19 protein-coding genes are annotated in these 18,142 nt (G+C 70.0%); 6 read left to right on the top strand and 13 right to left on the bottom strand.

Features of this window, described 5'->3' with window-relative positions; all coding sequences use genetic code 11:
• Positions 1–28 precede the first annotated feature (28 nt).
• The 6 genes from F6X53_RS22245 to F6X53_RS22270 form a co-directional block, all read right to left on the bottom strand.
• Positions 29–1,090, bottom strand: coding sequence for a DNA polymerase III subunit delta' (locus tag F6X53_RS22245; RefSeq protein ID WP_151002548.1), 1,062 nt, complete (start codon positions 1,088–1,090; stop codon positions 29–31).
• The gene (gene tmk, locus F6X53_RS22250; protein ID WP_151002549.1) at positions 1,080–1,772 is read right to left on the bottom strand and encodes a dTMP kinase; all 693 of its coding nucleotides are present in this window, start codon (positions 1,770–1,772) and stop codon (positions 1,080–1,082) included. Before tmk ends, F6X53_RS22245 begins: the two co-directional genes overlap by 11 nt.
• Positions 1,769–2,971 carry a D-alanyl-D-alanine carboxypeptidase family protein gene (locus F6X53_RS22255; protein WP_151002550.1) on the bottom strand — a complete coding sequence of 401 codons (1,203 nt, stop codon included), beginning with the start codon at positions 2,969–2,971 and terminating at the stop codon, positions 1,769–1,771. The genes tmk and F6X53_RS22255 overlap by 4 nt, the downstream gene beginning before the upstream one ends.
• Before the next feature lie 172 nt (positions 2,972–3,143).
• The gene (locus F6X53_RS22260; protein ID WP_151002551.1) at positions 3,144–4,442 is read right to left on the bottom strand and encodes a septal ring lytic transglycosylase RlpA family protein; all 1,299 of its coding nucleotides are present in this window, start codon (positions 4,440–4,442) and stop codon (positions 3,144–3,146) included.
• Positions 4,443–4,842: 400 nt separating this feature from the next.
• Positions 4,843–5,187 carry a ribbon-helix-helix domain-containing protein gene (locus F6X53_RS22265; protein ID WP_151002552.1) on the bottom strand — a complete coding sequence of 115 codons (345 nt, stop codon included), beginning with the start codon at positions 5,185–5,187 and terminating at the stop codon, positions 4,843–4,845.
• The gene (locus F6X53_RS22270) at positions 5,171–5,809 is read right to left on the bottom strand and encodes a ParA family protein (protein WP_151002553.1); all 639 of its coding nucleotides are present in this window, start codon (positions 5,807–5,809) and stop codon (positions 5,171–5,173) included. The genes F6X53_RS22265 and F6X53_RS22270 overlap by 17 nt, the downstream gene beginning before the upstream one ends.
• Positions 5,810–6,285: 476 nt before the next feature.
• Here F6X53_RS22270 and F6X53_RS22275 point away from each other — a divergent pair, with 476 nt between their 5' ends.
• Entirely contained in the window at positions 6,286–6,861 is a 576-nt protein-coding gene (locus F6X53_RS22275; RefSeq protein ID WP_151002554.1) for a PAS domain-containing protein, read from the top strand.
• A 12-nt stretch (positions 6,862–6,873) separates the two neighbouring features.
• Here F6X53_RS22275 and ntrC read toward each other — a convergent pair whose 3' ends face one another.
• The 3 genes from ntrC to dusB are packed head-to-tail and all read right to left on the bottom strand — an operon-like array spanning position 6,874 to position 10,567.
• Entirely contained in the window at positions 6,874–8,340 is a 1,467-nt protein-coding gene (gene ntrC, locus F6X53_RS22280) for a nitrogen regulation protein NR(I) (RefSeq protein ID WP_151002555.1), read from the bottom strand.
• Between the two features lie 5 nt (positions 8,341–8,345).
• Positions 8,346–9,515 (bottom strand): two-component system sensor histidine kinase NtrB, encoded by a 1,170-nt coding sequence (locus F6X53_RS22285; protein ID WP_151002556.1) that lies wholly within the window; start codon positions 9,513–9,515, stop codon positions 8,346–8,348.
• Positions 9,512–10,567 carry a tRNA dihydrouridine synthase DusB gene (gene dusB / locus F6X53_RS22290; protein WP_151002557.1) on the bottom strand — a complete coding sequence of 352 codons (1,056 nt, stop codon included), beginning with the start codon at positions 10,565–10,567 and terminating at the stop codon, positions 9,512–9,514. Before dusB ends, F6X53_RS22285 begins: the two co-directional genes overlap by 4 nt.
• A 221-nt stretch (positions 10,568–10,788) precedes the next feature.
• Here dusB and F6X53_RS22295 point away from each other — a divergent pair, with 221 nt between their 5' ends.
• The 3 genes from F6X53_RS22295 (at position 10,789) to F6X53_RS22305 (ending at position 13,948) form a co-directional block, all read left to right on the top strand.
• On the top strand, positions 10,789–12,078 hold the full coding sequence (locus tag F6X53_RS22295) for a bifunctional 2-C-methyl-D-erythritol 4-phosphate cytidylyltransferase/2-C-methyl-D-erythritol 2,4-cyclodiphosphate synthase (RefSeq protein WP_151002558.1): 1,290 nt from the start codon (positions 10,789–10,791) through the stop codon (positions 12,076–12,078).
• Positions 12,079–12,087: 9 nt separating this feature from the next.
• Entirely contained in the window at positions 12,088–12,588 is a 501-nt protein-coding gene (locus F6X53_RS22300) for a CinA family protein (protein ID WP_151002559.1), read from the top strand.
• Positions 12,589–12,709: 121 nt separating this feature from the next.
• The gene (locus F6X53_RS22305; protein ID WP_151002560.1) at positions 12,710–13,948 is read left to right on the top strand and encodes an FAD-dependent oxidoreductase; all 1,239 of its coding nucleotides are present in this window, start codon (positions 12,710–12,712) and stop codon (positions 13,946–13,948) included.
• On the opposite strand, the gene F6X53_RS22310 is transcribed toward F6X53_RS22305, so the two are convergent.
• From F6X53_RS22310 to F6X53_RS22320, 3 genes are all read right to left on the bottom strand, one after another.
• Entirely contained in the window at positions 13,930–14,391 is a 462-nt protein-coding gene (locus tag F6X53_RS22310) for a type II toxin-antitoxin system RatA family toxin (RefSeq protein WP_151002561.1), read from the bottom strand. The two genes, F6X53_RS22305 and F6X53_RS22310, sit on opposite strands and share 19 nt — an antisense overlap.
• 13 nt (positions 14,392–14,404) lie before the next feature.
• Positions 14,405–15,394, bottom strand: coding sequence for a lipoyl synthase (gene lipA, locus F6X53_RS22315; protein WP_151002562.1), 990 nt, complete (start codon positions 15,392–15,394; stop codon positions 14,405–14,407).
• Between the two features lie 158 nt (positions 15,395–15,552).
• A complete protein-coding gene (locus F6X53_RS22320; RefSeq protein ID WP_373875893.1) occupies positions 15,553–15,927 on the bottom strand; it encodes a GlsB/YeaQ/YmgE family stress response membrane protein in 375 nt (124 codons plus the stop codon).
• Positions 15,928–16,102: 175 nt separating this feature from the next.
• Between F6X53_RS22320 and F6X53_RS22325 the strand changes: the two genes are divergently transcribed.
• Positions 16,103–16,603: a PRC-barrel domain-containing protein gene (locus F6X53_RS22325; RefSeq protein WP_151002563.1), complete on the top strand. Its 501-nt coding sequence runs from the start codon at positions 16,103–16,105 to the stop codon at positions 16,601–16,603.
• Positions 16,604–16,864: 261 nt separating this feature from the next.
• On the top strand, positions 16,865–17,098 hold the full coding sequence (locus tag F6X53_RS22330; RefSeq protein ID WP_151002564.1) for a hypothetical protein: 234 nt from the start codon (positions 16,865–16,867) through the stop codon (positions 17,096–17,098).
• Positions 17,099–17,211: 113 nt separating this feature from the next.
• On the opposite strand, the gene F6X53_RS22335 is transcribed toward F6X53_RS22330, so the two are convergent.
• Positions 17,212–17,820 carry a cell wall hydrolase gene (locus tag F6X53_RS22335; RefSeq protein WP_238298852.1) on the bottom strand — a complete coding sequence of 203 codons (609 nt, stop codon included), beginning with the start codon at positions 17,818–17,820 and terminating at the stop codon, positions 17,212–17,214.
• Positions 17,821–18,142: the final 322 nt, after the last annotated feature.

An 18,142-nucleotide genomic window follows, 5' to 3' on the forward strand; every position in this document is an offset into this window, starting at 1 on the left:
GCCCATTCCGCGCGGAGGGACGCGGCGGCTAGGCGGTCCGCACGGCGCCTGCAAGGTCCCCGAACAGGGACAGGACGAGGGGCCGGCGGTCGAGATTGTAGGTCGCGGCCTCCCGGGCGGCGCGGGCGATCTTGTCACACACCTCGACCAGGGCCGCAAGGCGAGCGGGCGGTTCGGCCCGGCGTCGGTCGAGCTCGGTCGAGACGAAGCGGAACACCGTCTCGAGGCTCGTCTCGAACAAGGCATCGGCCTCGCGGGCCGCGAGCTTGTCCGCGAGCGTCAGGATGCGGCGCCAATCCGGGTGATCGAGGCGCGCGAGCAGCGTCTCGACCTCGGTCACGACGGTTGCGGTGGCGGGATCGAGCATCGCCACGGCCCGTGCCACGGAGCCTTCCGCGAGAGCCGCGGCGCGCGCGAGCGAGGCTCCGTCCGGCACCTGGAAGGGAGCGGGGAAGCCCGCGATCACGGCGGCAACCTCCGCCTCGTCGAGGGGCCTCAACGTCAGGGCGCGGCAGCGCGAACGGATCGTGGGCAGGAGGCGGCCCGGCGCGTGGCTGACGATGAGGAAGAGCGATCGCGGCGGCGGTTCCTCCAGCATCTTGAGGAGCGCGTTGGCGCTGTTCGGATTCAGGTCCTCGGCGCTGTCGACGATGCAGATGCGGTAGCCCGCATTGCCGGCCGTCGCACCGAACAGGTCGAGGGCCTTGCGGGCTGCATCGACCGGAATCTTGGTGGGCAGGGTCTTGGCCCCGGGCACCCGGTGGCGCCGCAACGCGACGAGGTTCGGGTGCGAGAGCGCCGCGACCTTCCGGGCCGCCGGATGGTCCGGGGCGACGTGGAGATCATCCGGCGTCTGCTGACGGTCAGGATGAGCCAGGAGCCAGCGCGCCACCCGGTAGGCGAGGGTCGCCTTCCCGATGCCCTGCGGGCCCCCGAGCAGCCAGGCATGGTGCAGGCGTCCGGAGCCGATCGCGGCGGCAAAGGCCGCCTCGGCCGCCCGGTGCCCGACGAGCCGCGTCGCCTCGCGCGGGCGCGGCACCTCGGCGAGGTCTCCCGGCTCGACATCGTCGGGCGCCCGCTCAAGCGGCATCGTGGTGGCTCTCCGTGACGGCGGCGGGGAACAGGCCGGGCAGGCGGGCCGCCACGGCGGCACGGATCTCGGCCTCGACCGCGTCGGCCTCGCGGGCCGCATCGATCATGATGCAGCGATCGGGCTCCGAGGCCGCGATGGCGTGGAAACCGGCGCGCAGGCGGGCGTGGAACGCGAGGGCCTCGGCCTCGAAGCGGTCGGGCGCAGCGTCGTCGGCCCGCGCGCGCGCGCGGGCAAGGCCCGCCTCGGGAGGGAGATCGAGGATCAGGGTGAGGTCGGGCCGGGTGTCGCCCACGGCGATGCGCTCCAGCGCCCGGACGATGCTGGCATCGAGCCCGCCCGCCGCGCCCTGATACGCGCGGGTCGAATCCGCGAAGCGGTCGCAGAGCACGATCTCGCCGCGCCGCAGCGCCGGCCGGATCAGGCGATCGAGATGGTCGATCCGGGCCGCGGTGAACAGCAGCGCCTCCGCGAAGGCTCCGTAGGGCTTGGCGATGCCGGCCAGCAGGGCCTCGCGGATTTCCTCCGCCCGCGTCGAGCCGCCGGGCTCCCGGGTGGTCACGACCTCGCGGCCGCTCCGCTCGCGCAGGTAGCGGGCCAAGCGGCCGACCTGGGTCGACTTGCCGGCCCCCTCCCCGCCCTCGAACGTGATGAAGACGCCGGCTGGCGGGACCGCCTTCACGAGGGGTTGCTGGCCTTGCTGAAGGCGCGCCGGAACAGGCCGGTGCCGACCTCGAGGGCGGCGTCGAGCGCCCGCTGCGGGATCGTGCCCGCCGCCACGGTCTCGCCCGCGTAGAGCGGCTGGTCGAGGGCCACGGCGTCGCCGCGCATGATGCGCAGGCGGCCGATCTCGCGGCCCTGCTCCACCGGTGCGGTGAGCGGTCCCTGGTAGACGGCGCGCGCCGAGATCCGCTCGCCCGAGCCGCGCGGCAGCAGGAGGCGCACCGGCTTCCTGGCGACGAGGGGGACGCTGCCCTTCTCGCCGCCGAAGACCGAGGCCTCCGCGACGGTCTCGCCGGCGGTGAAGACCTGACGCGGCTCGAACGCGCGAAAACCCCATTCCATCAGCTTGCGGGATTCCGCGGCGCGGTCGCGGGCGGTCTTGAGGCCGCTCACCACCATGATGAGGCGCTGTCCGCTCTGCACGGCCGATCCGGTCAGCCCGTAGCCGGATTCCTCGAGATAGCCGGTCTTGAGGCCATCCGCCCCGATATCGAGGGCGAGCAGCGGATTGCGGTTCTGCTGCTTGATCTTGTTCCAGGTGAACTCACGCTCGGCGAAGATTTTGTAGAGGTCCGGGTAGGTGTCGATGAGGTGCATCGCGAGCTTGGCGAGATCGCGGGCAGTCACCTTCTGGTCCGGCGCGGAATAGCCCGTGGCATTGCGGAAGACCGACTTCGTCAGGCCGAGTTCCTTGGCCTTGGCGTTCATCATACCGGCGAAGGCCTCTTCCGAGCCTGCCATGTTCTCCGCGATCGTGATGGCCGCGTCATTGCCGGACTGCACGATGAGGCCGCGCAGCAGGTCCGACATCTTGATGCGGCTGTTGACTTGGGCGAACATCGAGGAGCCGCCGCCTCCGGCCCCCCCCCGGCGCCACGCGTCCTCCGTCACCGTGAACTCGGTGTCCATGGTGAGACGGCCGGATTTCAGGGCGTCGAAGACGATCTCGGTGGTCACCAGCTTGGCCATGCTGGCCGGCGAGAACGGCTCGTCGGCCGCCTTCTCGAACAGCACCGAGCCCGAATCCGCATCGATCAGGATCGCGTGCGGGGCTGCGGTCTGGAAATTCTGCGCGAGCGCGGGCCGGGCCGTCGGAAGGGCGAGGAGGCCGAGACAGGACAGGGCCGCGAGGATCGCCCGGATGGATCTCACACGCATCGATACCCTCGCCTTCGGATCGCCGCGCCGGCGTCCGTTCCCTATGCCCCGCAAAGCGAGACCCTACAGCGGTTTGCCCGCCAAATCGAACGCAAGTTCGCCGCGGGCGCCATGTGAGCTGGGAGCTGATTACCGTTTCCGAGATCCGGGCCGGCGCGATCCGGGGCCGCGCTCAGTAGATCTCCGCCAGCCGCGAACGGGGCCGTTGGGGCTTGGCCGGCGCGGAGGCCGGGCCCGTGGTCTTGCCGGGCGGGGCGGCATTCGGAGCCGCAGCGAGCTTCGCCATCGCCAGCTTGGCGGAAACCGGGATCGCGGCCGGCGCGGCACGCCCGACCGCGACACGCACGGGCTCCGGCGGCTTCGGACCAGAAGCGAAGCCCGGCTTGGCCGGGGCGGGCGAGCCCCGTGACGCGAGGTGGACGGGCGCCGCGGGCATCGGCCCGGATTTGCCGGCGGCCGCGGGAATCGCGAGCTTCGTCGGGGTGGCGCGCCCCGGATTGAGGCCGGCGACCTGGGTCGTCGGGGCGGTCGCGAGGGGCCGGTGGCCCTTGGCCGCCGCGAATGCGTGCCCTTGCGCGGATGTCGTCTCGGGGCGGAACGGGGTGGAGCGCGGGGCATTCGGCTGCAACGCGGGCGGCACCGCGACGGCGGCGCTCGCCAGGAGCACCGGGGCAGGCCGCGGCTGCCGGATCACCGGCGCCTCCTCGGGTGCCTCCTCCCGCGGCTTGAAGGCGAGCGGAGCCCGCGTGCGGGCCAGGGGCTCGGTGGTCTCGGCAGCGTCTTGGCCGAGATCCGCGAGCATGACCGGGGAGCGTCCGCCCACGGCGGCCGGCTGTCCGTCGGTGCGCAGGGTCGCCATCAGCTTGCGATCGTCGCTGCCGGCGACCGAGGCCTTGCCGACATACTCGACGCGCACCCGGGTGGTGCCCCGCCGATGAAACTCGAGGGCCTCGGCCACCGCCTCCGACACATCCATCACGCGGTCGGCGTGATAGGGGCCGCGATCGTTGACCCGAACGATCATCGAGTGCCCGTTCGCCACGTTGGTGACCCGGGCGTAGCTCGGCAGCGGCAGGGTCGGGTGCGCGGCCGCGATGGAGTGGCGGTCGAAGACCTCACCATTGGCCGTCTGGCGACCGTGGAAGGCGCTTCCGTACCAGGACGCGAGCCCCTCCCGCACGTAGCCCCGGGCATCCTCCCGGGGCACGTAGGTGCGGCCCGCCACCACGTAGGGCTTGCCCGAGAAGCGGCGTCCGCCGCCCTTCGGAATCACGTCGCCCTCGTTGTAGAGGCGCGGGCTGGCCTTGACCCCGTATTTCGGATCGACGCCGTTGCCGGACGAGGTGGCGGCGAATTTCTGCGGGTTGGTGCTGCAATTGGCGGTCGCCAGCGCGATGGCCGAGACCGCGAGAATGCGTCGGAGCGGGCGTGCGCGCAGTTGCGCCATCCCGGCCTTCGTCGAACGCGCCATACCAACCACTCGGGCTCACCGCATACGCCACCGGCCGCATCCGGCGCGGTGAGCACGGCCGGAGACGCCCTGCCGGGAGAGTGGCCGCGAAGCCGCCCGCCCGGAGACACGGAGAATTGTCGGGACGCCGTAAAGGAAAGCTGAATGGCCGGTGCCGGCAGGGTGTTCTCAACACCCAAATATCGAGAGATCCGTTCGCGCACAGAATGAACCCGCTGCCCGAATATCCGGAAATGATTGAGAAAAATCGTGCGGGGCCACGCATCCGCTCGATAGCGGCGCGCAGGATCGGGATGGCCTCTCGTCCCGAGAGGCCATCACCCAGGAAAGCGCATCAAAGATCGCCGACAAGTCTTTGCCGAGATGACCTTCTCGCCATCCGGCACACGCGCCCTCGGCCTCAGCGGGCGATCGTCTCCTTCAGCTGCTCGATCGAGCGCGCGCCGCGCTGCTTGAACAGAAGGTCGAGGGCCTCGAGCATGATGGCGTGCATCTTGGTGCGCTCCGCATAGGCGAGGTCGCGCAGCTGATCGTAGACCGGCGGCTCGAGATAGACCGACATCTGGCGGGCGCGCTCCTTCAGGGTGGCGCTCGGCCGACGCGCAGGCGCCGGAGCGACGTCGAGCTGGACGATCTCGGCGGTCGGCGGCCCCTGCACCAGGACGGGCTTGGCCGGCACGGGCTTCGGCGTCGGCGCCGCCGCAGCGACGATCGAGGCCAGATTGAGCTTAGGCGGCTTTGACATGCTTGGCCCCCTGCATCCGTCGCTCGATCCAGCTCCAGAGTCGACGCACCTCGGTCGCCGCCTGGCCCTTCGGGTTGAACTCGGTCACGCCCTGGCCGACGCCGATGGCGTCCTGATGATCGGTGCGCGCCACGATGTTGACGTCGGGCAGGATGCCCAGGACGGCGAGTCCGTCGGCGGCATCCCGGATGCGGTAGGAGCGCGGCGGCGTCTGGTTCAGCACGAAGGCGAACTTCTTCTCGAGCCGGTAGACGGCGGCCAGCGTCGGCTTGAAGGCGCGCAGATCCGCGGGGGTCGGGCGGCAGGGAATGATGCAGAGATCGGCGGCGCGGATCGCCGAGAGCGTGCCGGTGGAATCGACGCCGGGCGTGTCGATGAAGACGTAGTCGTAGGCCGACTCGCGCAGCTGCACCATCACGGCGTCGATCTGCGTCGCATCGATCTGCGCCACTTCCGGCCCCTCGGCGGTCCGATGATCGAGCCAGTCGCTGATCGTCGCCTGCCGGTCCATCTCGAGGATGCAGACGGAGTGCCCGGCTTCCTGGGCCGCGACCGCGAGCGAGATGCAGAGCGTGCTCTTGCCGCTGCCTCCCTTCTGCGTGACGAACGTGATGGCTTTCATCCCGGCCTTCCTTGGCTCGCGCTCCCCGCGACTGCGACGAGGGCACTGACAACTTAGGGTTAGGGCACGGCCGATCGGACCGGCGGCGCCGCACGGCCTGAGGTCGCGGGGAGAACGGCCGTGCCGTCGTCCTCCGACCCAAGGATGCGCGGATCCGTGATGTCGCTGATCATGGTTAACGGGAGGTTAAAGACGCCCGGGATCAACGCATCCTCGGATCACAGGACGCCGGCGGGGAGAGAATCTTGGCAGATGTTCCCGAGAGCAAATGCTACTTTTATGCTCAAACGAAAATATTATCTTAGGTTGTCAACTTCAGGGTTCATTTCAGTATTGCCCTTTTCATAACGCCCTCCATGGCTTAGATCTGCTGCAGCTCGACCCGCAACGCGAGCGCAAAGGAAACCTCAGGTTTATCCTCGCGGCGATCCACTGGCCCGAGGGCAGGGCTCCTTCGGCGCCGTTGAAGGATTTCCATGGCCGATGTCCTGCCTTGCGCGCCTTCCGACCTCGCGGCGGCCCTGGAAGCCTCCGGCTTCGTGGGATCGTGGATGCACGATCTCTGGGAGGGGCACATCACCCTCACGGCGCCCTTCGCGCGGATTCTCGGGATCGATCCGGAGCGGGCGGCCGAAGGCGTGCCGGTGGCGATCTTCCTGGAGCGCATGCATCCCGACGACCGGGCCAGGATCGAGAATCACCTTCACGTCGCGGGCGAGTCCGGGGGCCCGTTCGAGGCGGAGTTTCGAACCCTGCATGCGCGCCATGGCGTGCGAAACCTGCTCATGCGCGGCCGGATCGAGCAGGACGCGTCGGGCAGGGCGATCCGCGGCTGCGGCATCGCCATCGACCTCACGGAGAACCGCGCCGCGAACCTGCAGCAGGCCGAGCGCTTGGTGAACCGCATGGCCGAACACGCGATCGCGATGCGGGGGCTCGTCGAGGGTCTCAATCGGCCGGCCTTGGCCAAGCTCGTCGATGGCCTGATGATCGAGATCGGCTTCGAGCTGGCGCGGCACCTGCGCGGCGGGCAGGACCTGCGCCAGCATTGACGGCGGGCGCGTTCAGCGCGCCGTGCGGAACACCTGGAGGTCGAGGTCGCGTACCTTCTTGCGCAGGGTGTTCCGGTTCACGCCGAGAAGTTCGGCGGCGCGGATCTGATTGCCGCGGGTGGCCGCCAGCGCCGCCCCGATCAAGGGTCCCTCAATCTCCCGCAGGATGCGGTGATAGAGGCCGGGCGGCGGCAGGGTGTCACGGTAGCCCGAGAAGTACTCCGAGAGGTGCCGCTCGACGGCGCCCGACAAGGTCTCGTTCTCCCCGCCTCCCTTTCTGGCCCCGTTCATCCCCGATGCAGAGGCGGATTGTGCGAGCGGCAGGGTATCGAGCTCGGCCTCGATGACGGGGCCGGTGATGGTCTCCTGCGGATAGAGGGCAGCAAGGCGCCGCACGAGGTTCTCGAGTTCGCGCACGTTCCCGGGCCAGCGATAGCGCTTGAGCCGCTCCATCGCGTCGCCATCGAGGGTCTTGCGGGTCAGGCCCTCGCGCTCGACCAGGACGAAGAAGTGCCGCACGAGGTCCGGCACGTCCTCGGACCGCTCGCGCAGAGCCGGCAGGCGCAGGGGCACCACGTTCAGCCGGAAGAACAGATCCTCGCGGAAGATCCCTTGCTGGATCGAGACGCGCAGGTCCTTGTTGGTGGCCGCGATGATGCGGACATTGGTCTTGATCGGCACGCGACCGCCGACGGTGGTGTACTCGCCCTGCTGCAGCACGCGGAGCAGCCGGGTCTGGGCCTCCATCGGCATGTCGCCGATCTCGTCGAGGAAGAGGGTCCCGCCCTCCGCCTGCTCGAAGCGACCCGCCGAGCGCGAGAGCGCCCCCGTGAAGGCGCCCTTCTCGTGACCGAAGAGTTCGGACTCGATCAGGTCGCGCGGAATCGCCGCCATGTTGACCGGCACGAACGGTCCGGTGCGGCGGCGCCCGTAATCGTGGAGCGCGCGCGCCACCAGCTCCTTGCCGGTCCCGGATTCCCCCGTGATCATGACGGTGAGGTCCGTCGGCATCAGGCGTGCCAGCGCCCGGTATATCTCCTGCATGGCGGGCGAGCGGCCGACCAGCGGGATGTCCTCGTTCTCGGGGCCGGCACCGGCCGGGGCCGTGCCGCGGGGACGCGAGAGGGCGCGCCCGACGATCGCGATCAGCTCCTTCAGGTCGAAGGGCTTCGGCAGGTACTCGTAGGCGCCCCGCTCCGAGGCGCGGATCGCCGTCATGAAGGTGTTCTGCGCGCTCATCACGATGATCGGCAGTTCGGGCCTCACCCGCTTGATGCGGGGGAGGAGGTCGAACACGTTCTCGTCGGGCATGACCACGTCGGTGATGACGAGGTCGCCCTCCCCCTGTGCGACCCAGCGCCAGAGCGTCGAGCAATTGCCCGTGGAGCGGACTTCGTAGCCCGCTCGCGAGAGGGCCTGGTTGAGGACGGTGCGGATCGCTGCGTCGTCGTCCGCGACGATGATATGGCCGTTGGGCATGACTCTTACTCGGCCTCCACGACCGATTCGCGCCCATCCCGGGCGCTCGACATGGGGAGGAGAAGGCGGAAGGTGGTGCGCCGGGGCACGGGATCGCATTCGACGATACCCCCGTGGTCGCCGACGATCTTGGCGACCAATGCAAGACCGAGGCCGGAACCCTGACTCTTGGTGGTCACGAAGGGGTCGAACAGGTCGGGCAGGAGCTCGGCGGTGACCCCCGGGCCGTTGTCGCGCACCGCCACCTCGATCGGCAGGCTGACGCGCTCGCGCGAGCCGGGGATCTGCAGGCGAAGCCCGGTGCGGAAGGCCGTCGACAGGGTGATCTCGCCATCGACGGTGTCGGCGCCGATCGCCTCCGCGGCATTCTTCACGAGATTGAGGATCACCTGAATCAGCTGGTCGCGGTTGCCGAGGACCGGCGGCAAGGAGGGATCGTAATTTTCCACGAAGCGGATGTGACGGGCAAAGCCCGATTGGGCCGAGCGCTTCACCTGGTCGAGCACGCCGTGGACGTTCACGGGCCCCCGCTCCACCGGCCGCTCGTCGCCGAACAATTCCATGCGCTCGACGATGCGCACGATCCGGTCGGATTCGTCGCAGATCAGCCGGGTCAGCAAGCGATCCTCCTCGGCCCCCGACTGCTCCAGAAGCTGGGCCGCGCCGCGGATCCCCGCGAGCGGGTTCTTGATCTCGTGAGCCAGCATGGCGCCGAGGGCGATCATCGAGCGCGCCGCACCCCGATGGGTGAGCTGGCGATTCATCTTGTCGGCGATGGTGCGCTCCTGAAGCATCAGCACCACCGCGTCGCCCTCATCCCCGAGGGGCGTGGCGAAGACGTCGACGCTGCGCTCCTGCCCGGAGCGGGGCTGCACCAGCTCCACCCTGTACTCGCTGACGCTGGCGCGCCGGCGCCGGACCTCGGCCACGAGCGCGATGATCGGGGAGGAAAACGGGATGATGTCGCGCAGGCGCCGACGCTGCATCAGGCGCGCCGAGTGATCGAAGAAGCTCTCGGCGGCGTGATTGCATTGAAGGATGCGCTCATCCGCCCCGATGGTGAGCACCGGCAGGGGCAGCGCGTTGATCACGGACTCGGATGTCGGTGCGCCCTTGCTCCGGCCATTGGGATCCCGGCCGTTGGGCTCCCGGCTCTCGCTCCCGTCTCCGCTCATGCGGCCTCCCCGATCGATACCGCGGAGCCGTCCACGGTGCTGCAGGCGGGTTCGAGGAAGGCGCGCCGCAGAAGGGCGAGCGCCACCCCGGGATCGCCCGTGGTGAGAAGCCGGGTGCGGTCGGCGGCAGGCAGCGCACCAGGCCCCGCCCCGTCCACGTAGGCCGCCAGATGCTTGCGGGCGTGACGCACGCCCATCCGCATGCCGTAGAGGCCGAGGAGGCCTTCGTAGTGCTCCGAGGCGATGTTGGCCTTCTCCGCGCCGCTCAGAACCCGCGGGTCGCGCCCGGCCAGCGCCTCGGCGATCTCTCCGACGAGCCAGGGTCGGCCGACCGCCGCGCGCCCGACCATCACGCCGGCCGCCCCCGAGGCAGCGAGGCACGCCCGCGCCGCGGCGAGATCCGTGACGTCGCCGTTGGCGATCACCGGAATCGCCACGGACGCGACCACGGCCCGAATCGCCCGCCAATCGGCGCTACCCTTGTAGAATTGCTGCCGGGTGCGGCCATGCACCGTCACGGCCGAGAACCCGAGGGTCTCGGCGCGCCGCGCGAGATCCGGCGCATTCAGGCTGGCGTGATCCCAGCCGAGCCGCATCTTGAGGGTCACGGGAACCGAGACGGCGTCCCGCACGGCTGCCAGGATCCGGGCGGCGTGATCGAGATCGCGCATCAACGCCGAGCCCGCCTCGCCGCCCGTCACCGTCTTGGCCGGGCAGCCCATGTTGATGTCGATCACGTCGGCACCGGCCGCCGCGCACAGGCGCGCAGCCTCGGCCATGGGTTCGGGGGCACAGCCCGCGAGCTGCACAACGTGTGGATGAATTCCGCTTCCTTCGGCGCGCAGGCGCGCCTCGCTCGCGCCACGGGCGAATTCGGCCGCCGCCACCATCTCGGAGATGACCGCGCTGGCACCGAGACGCCGGGCGATCCGACGCATATGAAGGTCCGTGACCCCCGACAGGGGAGCGAGCAGCACCGGCGGGGCTGCAACCTCCGCGGTGCCCCCTGCAGCCCCCGAGCGCATAACGCTCAAATAATGATCATTCGACATTCTGCACAACGAATAGACAAAACCGGGGCAGACGCAAGCGGTTCGGGCGATTTGATTTCGGGTCGTGCCCCGCTTAAACGACGGGCGATCCCGGTCGGTCCGGCGCGGCGTGCCGCGACGGCTCGGCCGGATGTCCCCGCCGTCGCATCAATGCCCGGCGTAAAAACGGCATCCGCCTCCCCCATGGGCAGTCCAGGAGGCGCACGGGTTCGGGAAGCCTCATGTCCAGCACCGCGTTCAGCGTTGCCGCGGTGGTCGTCGCGGCGGGTCGCGGCATCCGCATCGGCGGCGGCATGCCCAAGCAGTACCGTCGCGTCGGCGGCCAGGCCGTCCTCACCCGGACACTCGCCGCGCTCGCGGCGCATCGCAGCATCGGCTGCATACAGCCAGTGATCGCGCCGAATGCGGCCGCCTTCTACCGCGAATGCCTCGAGGATCTCGATCCCCATCTGCGGGCAAAGCTCGCCGAACCGGTCGAGGGCGGCGCGACCCGCCAGCAATCCGTCCGCGCCGGGCTCGAAGCCCTCGATCGTGCGGGCGCCCCCGATCTCGTCCTCGTGCACGATGCGGCGCGGCCCTTCGTGGATTTCGGCCTGATCGACCGCGCCATCGCGGCCGGACGCGACCACCGCGCCGCCGTGCCGGGGATCGCCGTCAGCGACACGATCAAGATCGTGGAGGAGGCGGCCCCCGGGATCGGGCGCGTGCGCGAGACCCCTCCCCGCGAGGCCCTGCGCGCCGTCCAGACACCGCAATCCTTCGCCTTCTCGGCCCTGCGCGACGCGCACCGCGCCGCGGCGGAAGCCTCCCTTCACGGCTTCACCGATGACGGGGCGCTGGCCGAGTGGGCCGGGCTGCCGGTGGTGACGTTCGAGGGCGACCTGCGCAACCGCAAGATTACCCAGCCCGCGGATCTCATCGAGGCCGACCGTGCCTTCGCGGGGGCCGCTTCCAGGAATTCCGCCATGACCCAGTACGTGACCCGCCTCGGCACCGGCTTCGACGTGCACGCCTTCACGGAAGGCGATCATGTCTGGCTCGGCGGCATTCGAATCCCGGCCGATCGCGGCGTGCTGGCGCATTCGGATGGCGACGTGGCGCTGCACGCCCTCACGGACGCGCTCCTCGGGGCCATCGCGGACGGCGATATCGGCACCCACTTCCCGCCAAGCGACGAGAAATGGCGTGGGGCCGCCTCGGACCAGTTCCTGGCCCATGCGGTCTCGCTGGTGCGCGCGCGCGGCGGCCGCATCGACCATCTCGACATCACGGTGCTGGCCGAGGCTCCGCGGATCGGCGCCCACCGCGAGGCGATCCGGGCGCGCATCGCCGAGATCGCCGGGGTGCCGCTCTCGTCCGTTTCCATCAAAGCGACGACCACCGAGAAGCTCGGCTTCGTCGGGCGGGCCGAGGGGCTTGCCGCCCAGGCCGCCGCCACCGTGCGGCTGCCCGAGGAGGAGAGCGCCACGCTCCTCGATGCGCAGGCCGAGACGGCCATGCGTCAGGGCTGACCCGTAGCCATGATCGCCGATCCGGCCCTCCTTGCCCGCGCCGAGGCTCTGGTGGCGGCCTATGCGGCGGCGGGGCTCCGGATCGCCACCGCCGAATCCTGCACCGGCGGCCTCGTGGCCGGCCTGATCACCGCGGTGCCGGGCTCGTCATCCGTCCTGGAACGGGGCTTCGTCACCTACTCGAACGAGGCCAAGAGCGAGGCGATCGGGGTCCCGGCGGAGCTCATCGTGGCGCAGGGCGCCGTCAGCGAGCCCGTCGCCCGCGCCATGGCGCAGGGTGCGCTGCTGGCCTCGCGCTGCGACGTCGCGGTCGCCATCACGGGCATCGCGGGCCCAGGCGGGGGAAGCGGCCAGAAACCCGTCGGCCTCGTGCATTTCGGCCTTGCAGTGATCGGCGCGCCGGTCCGGCACCTGGAGCGCCGCTATGGCGACCTCGGGCGGGCCGAGATCCGCACCCGGGCGGTTGCGGACGCGCTCGGCCTCCTCGAAGGCGCACTTCCGAACGCGTAGCGCGCGCTCGCGCCATGCTCGGGACTGCGCGCGATGGTCCGCTTCGTACGCGGTCGCCGAAGGCTGCCCAAGCAGCGCCATGCGGGTGTAGGATGTCGCTCCGAACCCGGGAGGGCGGACCATGGATAGGCTCTCCGTGCAGGCCTGCATCGTCGGCGGCGGACCGGCCGGGATGATGACGGGATTCCTCCTCGCCCGCGCCGGCCTGACGGTGGCAGTCCTGGAAAAGCACGCGGATTTCCTGCGCGACTTCCGCGGCGACACGATCCATCCCTCGACTCTCGACGTGATGGACGAACTCGGCCTGCGCCGGGCCTTCCTCGCCCTGCCCCACCGGAAGGTCGCGACCCTGACCGCGTTCGTGGGCTCGCGCGGATTCCGGATCGCGGATTTCCGGCACCTGCGGACGCAGAACCGCTTCATCGCGCTGATGCCGCAATGGGACTTCCTCGATTTCCTGGCGGCGCAGGGGCGGCGCTATCCGGGCTTCCGCCTCCTCATGGAGACCGAGGCGACGGAGCTGATCGAGGCCGGGCCGCAGGTCACGGGAGTCCGCGCGCGCACGCCGGGCGGCCTCCTCGAAGTCAGCGCCGATCTCGTGATCGGGGCGGATGGGCGCCAGTCCGTGGTGCGCGAGCGCGCCGGCTTCGAGCGCGAGAGCTACGGGGCTCCGATGGACGTGCTCTGGTTCCGCCTGTCCCGGCATCCGGGCGACGTCGACGCCACCGGCGGCCGCTTCGGGCGCGGCCACATCCTCGTCACCCTCGACCGGGGCGATTACTGGCAATGCGCCTTCGTGGTGCCGAAGGGTGGCGATGCGGCGCTCCGCGCCCGCGGCCTGCCGGCCTTCCGTGAGGCTGTGGCGGAGCTCGCGCCTTTCCTGCGCGAGCGGGTCGCGGAGATCGACGATTGGGAGCGGGTGAAACTCCTGACCGTCCGGGTCGACCGGTTGAAGCGCTGGCACGCCCCGGGCCTGCTCTGCATCGGCGATGCGGCCCACGCGATGTCGCCCCTCGGGGGCGTTGGCATCAATCTGGCGATCCAGGATGCGGTGGCGGCCGCGAACCTCCTGGCGGCGCCCCTGCGGGAGGGCCGGCTCGTGGAGGCCGACCTGGCTCGGCTTCAGGCCCGCCGCATGCCGCCGACACGCCGGACGCAGGCGCTGCAGCGCCTGCTGCAGAATCGGGTCATCGCCCGCGTGCTCGATTCCGGCACGACGGCGCCTCTGAAGCCGCCCGTCGCCCTGCGCCTCCTCGACCGCTTCCCCTATCTTCAGCGCCTGCCGGCGCGGCTCGTCGGCCTCGGCGTCCGGCCCGAGCACGTCCGGGTGGCCGAAGCCCCTCAGGCGGCGGCGCCGTAGACCCGGTCGGCGCGGCTCTCGAACGCGTCCGTGAACTTGCGGAAGGCCCGGTCGAACATCTTCCCCATCAGGAGCCCGAGGGCGAAGCTCTTGAACTCGTAGGTGATGAAGAACTCGACGTGGCAGCCGCCGTTCGGGCCGGGCTTGAAGGCCCAGCGGTTCTCGAGATGGCGGAAGGGTCCGTCGATGTATTCCGCCGTGATCCGCAAACCCGGCCGGTCGAGGCTGACGCGCGTCGTGAAACGCTCGCGGATCGCCTTGTAGCCGACGCCCATCTCGGCGACGAGCACCTGCGTGCCCTCCCCCGGGCCGTCCTGGCGGCGCAGCACGCGCAGGGATTCGCAGAGCGGCAGGAACTCGGGGTAGCGCTCCACATCGGCCACGAGGTCGTACATCTGCTCGGGGCTGTGACGCACCGCGCGGGTGATCCGGAATGAGGGCATCGGCGCTTCGGTCTCAGGCGTGGGCGGGGTTGAGGCGGGCGAGGCGCGCGGCCTTCAGCCGGGCGAAATCCTCGCCCGCATGGTGCGAGGAGCGGGTCAGCGGCGTCGCCGAGACGAGCAGGAAGCCCTTCGCGTAGGCGGTGGTCTCGTAGCCCTTGAACTCGTCGGGCGGGATGAAGCGCACCACCTCGTGGTGCTTCTTCGTCGGCTGCAAGTACTGGCCGATGGTGAGGAAATCGACATCGGCCGAGCGCAGGTCGTCCATGAGCTGCACGACCTCGTTCCGCTCCTCACCGAGCCCCACCATGATGCCGGACTTGGTGAAGATCGTCGGGTCGAGTTCCTTCACCCGCTGGAGCAGGCGGACCGAGTGGAAGTAGCGGGCGCCCGGCCGCACCGTGAGGTAGTTGCCCGGCACCGTCTCGAGGTTGTGGTTGAAGACGTCGGGCTTGGCCGCGACCACGACCTCGAGGGCGCCGTCCTTGCGCAGGAAATCCGGGGTCAGGATCTCGATGGTGGTGCCGGGGCTCGCCCGGCGGATCGCCGCGATGGTGCGGGCAAAATGCTGCGCGCCTCCATCCGCGAGGTCGTCACGGTCGACGGAGGTGATGACAACGTGGTGCAGGCCGAGCTTGGCCACCGAATCGGCGATCTTCTCGGGCTCATCCGCATCGAGGGCCAGCGGCAGGCCGGTGCGCACGTTGCAGAAGGCGCAGGCCCGCGTGCAGGTGTCGCCCATGATCATGAAGGTGGCGTGCCGCTTCTCCCAGCACTCGCCGATATTGGGGCAGCCCGCCTCCTCGCAGACCGTGACCAGGCCATGCTCGCGCACGATCGCCCGGGTCTCGGCCCAGGCCGGCGAGCCCGGCGCCTTCACGCGGATCCAATCAGGCTTCTTCGCCTGGACCGGCTGATCGGGCCGATGCGCCTTCTCGGGATGGCGCTGGCGGGCCGGAAAGGCCGGCCGGGGATCGTTCTTCAGGATGTCGAGGACGACGGCCATGCCACACCGCGGGAAAGCGCCCGCGCGGGGCGGACCACATCAGGAGCCTGACTTAAGCCCTCCGCCCGCCCGCCGCAAACCGGCGTGACGGCGCGTCGCGACACAGTGCCGGCCTTCAGTCACCGGGAGCCCCGGTCTCGGCCGTGCGCAGGCCCCGTTCAGTACCGCATGCTGCGGCCCCGGATCGCCCGGTAGACCGTGATGATGATGACGGCCCCGACCGTGGCCGAGACGAGGTTGCGCCAGAAGCCGAAGACCGGGATGTCGAGCTTGGCGGCCAGGAAATTGCCGAGCAGGCCGCCGAGAATGCCCATGACGATGTTGGAGAAAAGCCCCATGTCGGAGGAAGTGAACTTCTCCGCGAGCCAACCCGCGAGCGCCCCGATGACGATCGCCATGAGCAGGCCGACCCCGGGCTGTCCGAGCGCACCGTAGACCTGACCGTCCATGCCCTGCTCCTTCTGGCGCGGCCGCATCGCGGGCCGCTTCGGAAGGATGGCCGGAAGCCCCGTCGCGAGTCCAGGCTCGGGCATCTCGGGTCCTGACAATCCGAGCCCCCTCCCCCTGTCTTCTGCCGTGCCTCGGATCGCTCCGGTTCTGCCTAAGGCATAGGCAGCCAAGACGGAACTCTGCGCAGTCCGCTGCCGTTACAAGCGGCAATCGGGCGCCGGATGTCCGGCGCTTCCCAACATCTCAGAGAGACAGCCCGTGACCCTTCGTTCGCTTCTCGCCGTCGCGCTCGTCGCCGGCATCCCGAGCCTCGCCTTGGCGCAGGACGGCGCCAAGCCCGCCGGAACCCCTCCCGCCGCGCCCTCCGCGACCGCGTCCCCGACCCCGAACTCCTCGTCGGCCGCCACGGTCAGCGAGAGCGGCATGAAGATGGCCGATTCGGCCACCACCAAGGTTCAGTTCATCACGACCCAGCCCGCCGACACGCTGACCTCGAAGCTGATCGGTCTCAACGTCTCGAACAACAACAACGAGTCGGTGGGCGAGATCGAGGATTTCGTGATTCTCGACGGCAAGACCATCCACGCCGTGATCATCGGCGTCGGCGGCTTCCTGGGCATCGGCGAGCGCTACGTCGCCGTGAGCCCCGCGAGCATCACGCTCTCCAAGAAGGACGACAAGCTGCGCGCGCTGGTGAACACCTCAAAGGACGAGCTCAAGAACGCGCCGGCCTTCGAGTACTCGAAGAAGAAGTCCTGATCTGTCGGGCGCCCCTCGCGGCGCCCGCCCTGCCCGACGAGGCCCGTGCGCGCCCCACCGGCACGCACGGGCCTTCTCGTGCCTGCGCCGACAACCTGGGGCGCCCATCGCGGGTGCATCCGCTCCCGGGCGAGGCTTTCGCCGACCAGGCCCGGGGGCCGCTAGGGCAGCGCGCATCCTCTTCAAGAATGTTCATCACGGCCAAGCTTGGTTAACCCTGACGCCGAGCGATTTGCGATGTGATGCGGCACGGGAGCGAAGATGGTCACGGCTTTGCGGAAGGCGGTTCGGCTGCGGCAGGTGATGCGGGGGCGGGATCTGCGCATTGCCGTGAGCGGCTGCGCCCGCGCGCCGGTCGCCGACCATCCAGACGCGAATCCGGTGCCGTGTCGTGGCCTCACGGCGCGTGAGTTGATCGGCATGGCTCAGGCGGCCCGGCGCTACAGCCAGCGTCACGCGGTCGATCCCGAGCGGAGCGGCTCCGCCGGCGAATGAGCCGCCAGGCGCGGCAAGGCCGCCCCGGTCATCGGGACGGCCTTGAGATTGGGTGATGCGCGCAATCGCTCGATCGGAACGGCTGCCGTCGGGCGATGCCGTGCGCCGGGATCTCAGCCGCGATGGGACGACGTCAGGGACGCGACCTGGCAGATGTTGCGAGCGGGCTCGTTGAGGATCGTCTGCGCGGCCGTGACTTCGGGTGCGGCCGCGACGCTCATGGCGGAGGGAGTCGGCTCCGATGCCGGCAGCGGAACCGCCCCGCGCCCGCGCTTCTCGTAGAAGGCATTGCCGCCCGCGAGCGCCACGTAATGCATGTTGCCGTAGGGGTAGCGGCGGCCGGCGGTGTGGAAGAACATCGCGCCGCCGACCTTCGGGTGACGCTCGCCGGAGATGACCGCATCGGCCACCTGCTCGATCCGGGGCAGGTCCTGCGTCCGCATGGGCTTCGTCAGGACGCCGGTGGCGAATTGGCGAGGCTGGCCGACGACGTCGCAGATCCGGTCCGGATAGGCCGCCGCTTCGAGGCGATTCATCACCACGGTGCCGACGGCGAGCAGGCCGTCCTGGTCCGCGCGCTTCGATTCGAAGTACATGGCGCGGGCGAGGCATTCCCGATCGGCGGTCGTGGCGGCCGCGAGCGGCTTGTGGCGGCCAATCGATCCGGTGGTCAGATCAGTATTCGGAGGAAGGCCACAGGCGCCAAGGCTCGGCAGGGCCATGATCAGGCCCAGAACAGCGATCGTGTTGGTGCCCTTAAAGCCCCGCATGCAGCCCCTCTCAATCCCGCGCTTCGCGTCGTTGATGCCCTTGATGCCTCAAGCCAAGCTTGATGGCAAATTCGCTATAGCCTGACATCGAGGGACAAGACTGGAACGGCGCCGGTGGCGGTGTCACGAGGAGAGATGCTTCGGCCGCCCTAACCGGTTGACGCCGCGGCCCTTCTCCGGATCGGAGGCGCGGGGTCGGCGGCGAGGTGTTGCCGTCCTGTTCTTGTGAGCCTCGCGGTGATGGTGTCTACCCGCCCGGTCTTCGCCCGCGCCC

The sequence above is a fragment of the Methylobacterium soli genome, assembly GCF_008806385.1.
In the GTDB taxonomy this organism is placed as follows: Bacteria; Pseudomonadota; Alphaproteobacteria; order Rhizobiales; family Beijerinckiaceae; genus Methylobacterium; species Methylobacterium soli.